Below are 3,150 nucleotides of genomic sequence, written 5' to 3'. Positions count from 1 at the left end.
GCCAGCGGCCGCAAGGACCGTGCTCAAAGGCCGGACATATGGACGCAAGCGATCGAAAACGACGCAAAACAACCGTTGCAGGCAGGGCGCCGTCCACATATGGGATCCCAGGGTCTCCGCGACGGAGCTTCGCTCCTGCTTCGCCCAGGGATGACGAGGGTGAGGGGCCTCGGCCAGCCTTACGGTCTTGCCTCAGCGCGTCAATTGCTGATTCATCCAAGGCGGTTAGCCGCCTTTTCTCCCGACCTGATTCAACGACCTCGCATAACGATCCAAACGAAAGGACCAAGCCATGGCCACGACGAAACTTCTGAGCGATGCCGAGGTGGAAAAAATCCCGGCGGTCAAGGCGGTATTCGACGACATCCGTGCGACGCGCAAATCCGATTTCGTCAACAATTTCTGGCGCGGGCTGGCCAATGATCCGGCGTCGCTGAAGCGGGTGTGGGAACAGCTCAAGGCGGTGATGGTCGCCGACAGCGCCATCGATCCGCTGACCAAGGAGATGATCTACATCGCCGTCTCGACCGCCAATGGCTGCTCCTATTGCGTCCATTCGCATACGGCGACAGCGCGGGCCAAGGGCATGACCGATGCGCAGCATGGCGAACTGGTGTCGATCATCGGGCTGGCCGGGCAGACCAACCAGATGGTCACCGCGATGCAGATACCGGTCGATCCGCAGTTCGAGGTGCGGTGAGGTGAGGCGCGGCGCCTTCCCTTCTCCCCTTGTGGGAGAAGGTGGCCGAGCGAAGCTCGGTCGGATGAGGGGTGCTGGACGGATCGCGGCCTTGGAGACGTAAGTGCTTCAAATCGCTGGGATTTTCTCCGCCTAGTTTCTTCCAGCACCCCTCATCCGTCTCGGCGCTACGCGCCGATCCACCTTCTCCCACAAGGGGAGAAGGGATGCGCGCTACACCGGCCGATAAACCTTCGCCGCCGTGTTCCAGAAAATATCGGCCTCGGCCGCCGCGCCGTGTTTCGCCACCGCCTCCCGGTGCGCCCTGATCAGCTCGGCGTGGCTGGTCCACAGCTTCTCGATCGGGAAGTTCGAGCCGAACATCAGGTGGTCGCTGCCGAGGATGTCGATGGTGTTGTCGACGATATAGCCGATCAGCGCCGGGTCGTTGTGGTGGACGAAGGTGCCGAGGCCGGACAGCTTTGCATAGAGGTTGGGCGCCGCTGACAGCGTGCGCAGGCCTGCCTTCCAGGCCTCGGTGGTTTCGGGCTCCATGTCGGTCAGCATGCCGGCATGGGTGAGAATGAAATTGGTCTCGGGGTTCTCGCCGACGAGCGTCAGCCCATCCTTCATCTGGGCGGGGAAAAGCTGCAGGTCGAAGGACAGGCCGTAATGCTTGAGCCGCGCGACATTGGCCCGCACCTTCGGGTCGATGACCTGATCGGCCGAGGCGGCGAAGCGGAAGGCCGGCGTTTGGTGCCAGTGCAGCTGCATGCGCACGCCGCGCAGCAGAGGGTATTTGATCAGCCGGTCGATCTGGGAACGCACGTCGTCCACGGTCATGTCGGCATAGCCGACGATGGCGTGCGGCCAGCCGGTTTCTTCCGCGGTCTTCTGCAGGAACGCGACCTCGTTCTCGAAATCCTCCTTGGCCCAGTTGGTCTGGACATAGACCGCCTTCTCGACGCCCGAGCCTTGCTCGTCGGCGAGGAATTCCTCGATCGGATAGTCGCGGCGGATCGGCTCGTAAGGGCCAAAGATGCGCGGCACCATCGGCCCGACCAGCCATGGCTGGTCCTTTTGCCGCCAGATGTGGAAATGCGCGTCGATCGCCTTCTGCATCACGAAACCCTCTTCCAGATTGCCGCGGCCGCCGGGGCGGGGCGGGCGAGCGACAGGATGAACTCGGTGACGCCCGCGATCGACGAGCCGTCGACCAGGTCGTCGAGCACCGGCAGGATGGCGCGAAGTGCTGCCGTGGCCGGCCGGAAGCGCGGATCGCCGGCCAACGGCGTCGCCAGCGAAAGCCGAAAGGCGCGGGCGCTCAGCCGGCGCATCGCCGTCTCCAGCTCGGCATGATCGCCGCGCTCCAGCGCATCCGACAGGATGACGATCGCCGCCCCGCGTGCAAAGGCGGAGAAGCGCGGCACCGATAGAAACGCGAGCAGCGTCGGTCCCATACGGGTGCCGCCGTCCCAGTCGTCGACCTGGGCAGCGGCGCGGGCCAGCGCCTGGTCGCGGTCGCGAATGCGCAGCGGCGAGGTGATGCGGGTCAGCCGTGTGCCGAAAGTGAAGACCTCCGCCCGGTCGGCGCCTTGCACCGCCGCATGCGCCAGCTTGAGATAGTCTGATGTGTAGAGTTTCATCGAGCCGGATACATCGATGAGGATGAGAAGCTTGCGCGGCACCGCCTGCCGCCGGCGCAGCAGCGGCGAGGGGATATCGCCGTCGGCGCTGACGATCTCCCTAAGCGAACGGCGCAGATCGAGCTTGCCGCGCGCATGGGTGCGTACGGTGCGGAAGGAGCGGCGCGCGGGCAAAGCGGTGGCGAGCTTGCGGCGGAAGGCGGCAAGCCCGTCGCTGTCGCGCTGGAACTCGCGGACGCTCAACTGTTCGCTGGCCGAAGACAGTTCGCCGCCTTGCTCCTGGCGGACCACTTCGATTTCTTCTTCGCCCGTTGCACCATCGTCCTTGATGCGGGTTTCCTCGTCGGCCTCGCCTTCGACCAGCGCCGCGGCATCCCCATAGAAATGGCTCCGGAAATGCGCCTCGAATTCGTCGCGGCGGTCGGGCGGCGGCGCCAGCGTGGCAAGGGCCGCCTCGTGGATGTCGGCCATCGAACGGGGCCCGAGCAATGTCACCGCTTGCATGAAGCCGGTGATTTGTTCGGGTGCGACGGCGAAGGCGTGGCTGCGAAGCAACCGGGCGAAGCCGAGGAACGGGGTGGTTGCACGGGGCAAGCTTTCCGCACGCATCATTCCTTCGCGCCCCCCTCTGTCCTGCCGGACATCTCCCCCTCAAGGGGGGAGATCAGACATCTCGCCGGCTTTCGCCAATCTTCAACGTTGCAGAATTGAGCGGAGCGCCCAAGCTGCCAATCTCCCCCCTGTTTGGACCGGAGACATCGCGAACAGGTGTGCGAGGACATCGCGAACAGTGCTCCATGCTATCTCTCGACGAGGTTGAGGTCG

General features: G+C 64.6%; 3 protein-coding genes. 1 reads left to right on the top strand and 2 read right to left on the bottom strand.

Annotation, left to right across the window (positions count from 1 at the left end; all coding sequences use genetic code 11):
* Positions 1-292 precede the first annotated feature (292 nt).
* Entirely contained in the window at positions 293-700 is a 408-nt protein-coding gene (locus NKJ81_RS32385; RefSeq protein WP_352542966.1) for a carboxymuconolactone decarboxylase family protein, read from the top strand.
* A 213-nt stretch (positions 701-913) separates the two neighbouring features.
* Here NKJ81_RS32385 and NKJ81_RS32380 read toward each other — a convergent pair whose 3' ends face one another.
* Both NKJ81_RS32380 and NKJ81_RS32375 read right to left on the bottom strand, forming a co-directional pair.
* Positions 914-1,801, bottom strand: coding sequence for an amidohydrolase family protein (locus NKJ81_RS32380; RefSeq protein ID WP_352542967.1), 888 nt, complete (start codon positions 1,799-1,801; stop codon positions 914-916).
* Complete coding sequence (locus NKJ81_RS32375; protein ID WP_352542965.1) at positions 1,801-2,937, bottom strand: vWA domain-containing protein; 1,137 nt, start codon at positions 2,935-2,937, stop codon at positions 1,801-1,803. Before NKJ81_RS32375 ends, NKJ81_RS32380 begins: the two co-directional genes overlap by 1 nt.
* Between the last annotated feature and the right edge of the window lie 213 nt (positions 2,938-3,150).

Origin of the sequence: Mesorhizobium sp. M0018 (assembly GCF_040323955.1) — a bacterium.
Classification (GTDB): domain Bacteria; phylum Pseudomonadota; class Alphaproteobacteria; order Rhizobiales; family Rhizobiaceae; genus Mesorhizobium.
The sequence above is the reverse complement of the archived record's forward strand: the minus strand, read 5'-3'. Positions and strand labels throughout refer to the sequence as shown.